3 protein-coding genes are annotated in these 4,949 nt (G+C 44.5%); all 3 read left to right on the top strand.

Going from position 1 to position 4,949, the window contains the following annotated elements:
• Positions 1–172 precede the first annotated feature (172 nt).
• Entirely contained in the window at positions 173–2,131 is a 1,959-nt protein-coding gene (gene ligA, locus ACLOR3_RS07005; protein WP_411399846.1) for an NAD-dependent DNA ligase LigA, read from the top strand.
• A gap of 8 nt (positions 2,132–2,139) precedes the next feature.
• Positions 2,140–3,108: a diacylglycerol kinase family lipid kinase gene (locus ACLOR3_RS07000; RefSeq protein WP_411399845.1), complete on the top strand. Its 969-nt coding sequence runs from the start codon at positions 2,140–2,142 to the stop codon at positions 3,106–3,108.
• Between the two features lie 76 nt (positions 3,109–3,184).
• A partial coding sequence (gene pulA / locus ACLOR3_RS06995) for a type I pullulanase (RefSeq protein WP_412037101.1) occupies positions 3,185–4,949 on the top strand: 1,765 nt, incomplete at its 3' end.

Here is a 4,949-nt window from a genome sequence, read left to right as displayed (position 1 = left end):
AACCACTGCGTCTTGCTCGATAATCCAAAGACAATTGAGAGGCTAGGACTTTTGTCCTAGCCTCTTTTTTGATGTCCAGACCGATTCCAATCCCTTCTGAAAAACGATATTTTTTCGCATGTGAAGTAGTCAGAAAGGGCACAGTAAAGCGTTTTTATGGTAAAATAGAGATATGGAAACCAGAATAAAAGAGTTAGTAAACTTACTAAACAAATATGCAGAAGAATATTATACAAAAGATGCTCCTTCCGTATCGGATTATGAGTACGACCAGCTTTATCGGGAATTGGTTGCTTTAGAGGAAGCTCATCCAGAATTGGTCCAACCCAATAGTCCAACCCATCGGGTCGGAGGAACCATTCTCAAAGGATTTGATAAATACCAGCATACCTACCCGCTTTATAGTTTGCAGGACGCCTTCTCCTATGAAGAATTGGTGGCCTTTGACCAACGGGTTCGCAAGGAATTCCCATCTGTCACCTATGTATGTGAGTTAAAAATTGATGGCCTATCTATTTCACTTTCTTATGTTGATGGTGTCCTTGAAACGGGTGCTACACGGGGGGATGGGAGCATTGGAGAAAATATCACCGAGAACCTCAAGCGAGTTCGCGATATTCCTCTAGTCTTACCGCAACCTCTTACATTAACCGTTCGCGGAGAATGTTACATGCCCCGTGCGTCTTTTGATGCCGTAAATTTGTCCCGCCAAGAAAATGGAGAGGCAGAGTTTGCGAATCCTCGAAATGCTGCAGCCGGTACTCTTAGACAGTTGGATACAAAGATTGTTGCAGAGCGCAAGCTCGCAACCTTCCTCTACCAGGAAGCTAGTCCTACTGATCAAGCGACCCAAGAGAAGGTACTGGCTAAATTAAACGGCCTCGGTTTTGTCGTCAATCCTCATCACAAGACAGCGACCAGTATCGAGCAAGTCTGGGCTTATATTCAAGAAGTGGCAGCCATGCGCGATCAACTTCCATATGATATTGACGGAGTCGTGATTAAAGTAAATAATCTAGCTGTTCAAGAAGAACTTGGATTTACTGTCAAGGCTCCCAAATGGGCAGTGGCTTACAAATTCCCAGCTGAGGAGAAGGAAGCAAAACTCTTGTCAGTTGATTGGACAGTGGGTCGGACAGGAGTGGTGACACCAACGGCTAATTTGACGCCAGTTCAGTTAGCAGGGACGACGGTTAGTCGAGCTACTCTCCATAATGTGGATTACATTGCTGAGAAAGATATTCGCAAGGATGATACGGTCATTGTTTATAAGGCCGGGGACATTATCCCAGCTGTCTTGCGAGTTGTCATGGATAAGCGCGTATCGGAAGAAAAATTAGAGATTCCAAGCCACTGTCCGAGTTGTCAGAGCGAGCTCCTTCATTTTGAAGATGAAGTGGCCTTGCGTTGTATCAATCCCCGCTGTCCGGCTCAAATAAAAGAAGGACTCGCTCACTTTGCTAGCCGGGATGCCATGAACATTACAGGCTTGGGGCCAGCAGTGGTTGAAAAACTGTTTGCTAAAGAACTGGTTCAAGATGTAGCAGGTATTTATCGCCTGACCGTGGATGATCTCTTACAATTGGATGGCTTTAAAGAAAAATCTGCTCAAAAATTAGTAGATGCGATCCAGTCATCAAAGGGAAATTCTGCTGAAAAACTATTGTTTGGTCTGGGAATTCGACATGTAGGAAGTAAGGCTAGCCAGCTCTTGCTCCAGGAATTCCATTCCATTCCAGCCTTAGCAGAGGCAGAGGTTGAAAAAATTGCTGCGATAGACAGTTTAGGAATGGTGGTTGCAGAAAGTCTCAAGCGTTACTTTGCTCTAGAAGGTTCTCAACTACTTTTAGAAGAGCTTAAGGAAGCTGGGGTAAACTTAGATTACCTAGGTCAAAAGGTTGCGGCAGATGCACCATTGTCTGGTAAAACAGTTGTCTTAACCGGTAAACTGGAACGACTGACACGTTCGGAAGCTAAGGCTAAATTAGAAGCCTTAGGGGCTAAAGTCACAGGCTCCGTGTCCAAGAAAACAGACCTATTAGTTGCAGGTAGCGATGCGGGAAGTAAATTAAGCAAAGCGCAGGAATTATCGATTGAAATACAGGATGAAGCCTGGCTTGAAAGTTTATAGAGGCATGTATGGAAAATAAGATGAAAAAAGCACGAGTGATATATAATCCGACTTCTGGTCAGGAAATCATTAAAAAGAACATCGCAGAAGTCTTGGATGTGTTAGAGGATGTAGGCTACGAAACAAGTGCCTATCAGACCACTCCTGAGCCCTTATCAGCCCAGTTAGAAGCAGAGCGGGCTGCAAAAGCCGGTTTTGATTTGATCGTTGCTGCCGGGGGAGATGGGACCATTAATGAGGTGGTCAATGGGGTTGCTAGCCTCGAACACCGTCCAAAAATGGCTTTTATACCTACTGGTACAACCAATGATTACGCACGTGCTCTGAAGATTCCGATGGGAGATCCAGTAGCGGCTGCGCGGATCATTGAGAAGAATCAAACCATTCAAATGGATATTGGCCGTGCTTACGGAAGTAAATATTTCATCAATATTGCTGCTGCAGGGACCTTATCTGAATTGACCTTTAGTGTGCCGAGTGAGGTGAAGTCGCGCTATGGCTACTTTGCTTATGTAGCGGAGGCAGTGAAGAAATTCCCTAAGAATAAAACCCGCAAGGTGCGGATTGAGCACGACAATGGGGTCTATGTTGGACCAGTTTCGCTTGTCTTCGTGGCTTTGACCAATTCAATCGGTGGCTTTGAAAGTGTGGCACCAGATGCTAAACTTGATGATGGGAATTTCACCTTGATCTTAGTGAAAACTGCTAAATTATTTGATATGTTGTCCCTCATTATGCAAGCCGTTAATGGTGGAAAACACGTCAACGATTCAAATATTGAATACCTCAAGACTTCTAAATTGAAGATTGAAGTTTTGGACAACAAGGAAGAGTTTAAAATCAATTTAGATGGTGAATATGGTGGCGATACGCCAGTAGAACTGGAAGTCTTTCACAATCACTTAGAATTTTTTGCCAACATCGATGAAATTAATGACGATGCTCTGGTTCATTCAGAATATAAATTAGAAGAATAATGGAGAAACATTGCTGAGAGTGGGCAATGCCAGTTTCTTCTTACTTAGTTAATTAGGAAATAGGAAATACAATACGATGCATCAGTATCAAGTAAAAATCCACTACCACCATCCCGTAGGTGATTATTTTGCCCGTGATATGTGGAAGTGGCATGAAGGAGTATGGGGAGAGGAAGTGTCTTTCTCCAAGCTCGATTATTTTGGAGTTGAGGGACTCCTAGTTTATAACTGTGAGACACCTCAACACATTGGCCATGTCATCATCAAGGAAGGAAACTGGCTTAGTCAGTCGGATGAATACCATATTGAGCTTTTACCAGAAGGGAAAGTGCGGGAAGTCTGGTTGATTCAAGGAGATGACACCGTTTATTATTCCTTGCAGGCTGCAATGACCAGTCATGAATACAGCCGTCGGAAGCCACACGCTTTTGATATGGCGACTCATTACCAGGAATTTGATGCCAAATGGGGCTATCAGGGTTGGTTGGGATATCGCCAGCAAGATGATGATTACCGCTTTAAACTTTGGGCACCTACTGCCAATAAAGTAGACCTTCTTATCTATGATTCTGTCGCCAATGACAGCAAGGTCTGGAAGGTTGTCCCAATGGTTCGTGGTCAGAGAGAATCTAGCGACCATGTTCGCAATAACTGTGGTGTCTGGTATGCGGATGTCATGGGAAACCTCAGTGGACTAGCCTATCAGTATAAGGTTTATTTTGATTACCACACAGAGGTTGCGCGTGATCCATATACGATCGCTACCAGTGAAAATGGGAAGAAATCTGCCATTCTTTCTCATCAGGATTGCATCTTCCCTGCCTTTCAGTCAGAAGCTTATGAAAAGGCTGACTGGCGTCTGGATAATCCTTGTCAGGCGGTTGTCTATGAAATGCACGTCCGGGATTTGACCATCTCTCCGACTTCCGGTGTGGATGAAGCCTATCGAGGAACCTACCGAGGAGCTCACCAGACTGGGACGAAGAACGCCCAAGGCGATGCCACAGCCTTTGACTATATCAAGGAATTAGGGGTCAATGTAGTTCAACTGCAACCAGTGACCGACCGCTATAAGACCTATGATGAAGACGGGAATGTCCTCTACAATTGGGGCTACGATGTGCAGAATTACTCTGCTCCAGAGACTAGTTACTCGACTAAACCTCACGATCCTAAGACCACCATGCGCGAGTTAAAAGAAATGATACACGCCTATCATGAAGCGGGTATTTCGGTCGTCATGGATGTGGTCTATAATCATATTTATTCGACAGAAGATGGAGCTTTCCAAACAACCGTTCCTGATTATTACTACCGAATGAATCCAAATGGATCCTTCCAAAATGGTACAGGAGTTGGGAATGAGACGGCCAGTGAGCATGAGATGTACCGCAAATTCATGATTGATTCCTTGACTCATTGGGTAACAGAATATAAGATTGACGGTTTCCGCTTTGACTTAATGGGGATTCACGATGTGGATACCATGAATGAAATCCGTGAAGCCATGGACGCGATTGATCCACGGATTCTCCTTTATGGAGAAGGTTGGGATATGGGGACAGGATTGGCTCCAGAAGATAAGGCCAAAAAGGACAATGCTTATCAAATGGCCCAAGTCGGTTTCTTTAATGATACCTCTCGAGATGCCATAAAGGGAGCTGAAGTCTTCGGATCCATCAAACGTGGCTATGTTAGTCGGAAGTCTACAGAAGACATTATTGCGCGTTCCGTTCTGGGAAGTGCAGAGTTGGGATCCTTCCTAACTCCAAGCCAGGTCCTCAACTATGTAGAAGCCCATGACAACTACAACCTCTACGATTTACTTTCTTATGTCCACC

It is taken from the genome of Streptococcus intestinihominis (assembly GCF_046824975.1).
Classification (GTDB): domain Bacteria; phylum Bacillota; class Bacilli; order Lactobacillales; family Streptococcaceae; genus Streptococcus.
The sequence above is the reverse complement of the archived record's forward strand: the minus strand, read 5'-3'. Positions and strand labels throughout refer to the sequence as shown.

Coding starts and splice junctions, on each gene's coding strand:
- ligA (WP_411399846.1), top strand. CDS start 173: ATGGAAACCAGAATAAAAGAGTTAGTAAACTTACTAAACAAATATGCA.
- ACLOR3_RS07000 (WP_411399845.1), top strand. CDS start 2,140: ATGGAAAATAAGATGAAAAAAGCACGAGTGATATATAATCCGACTTCT.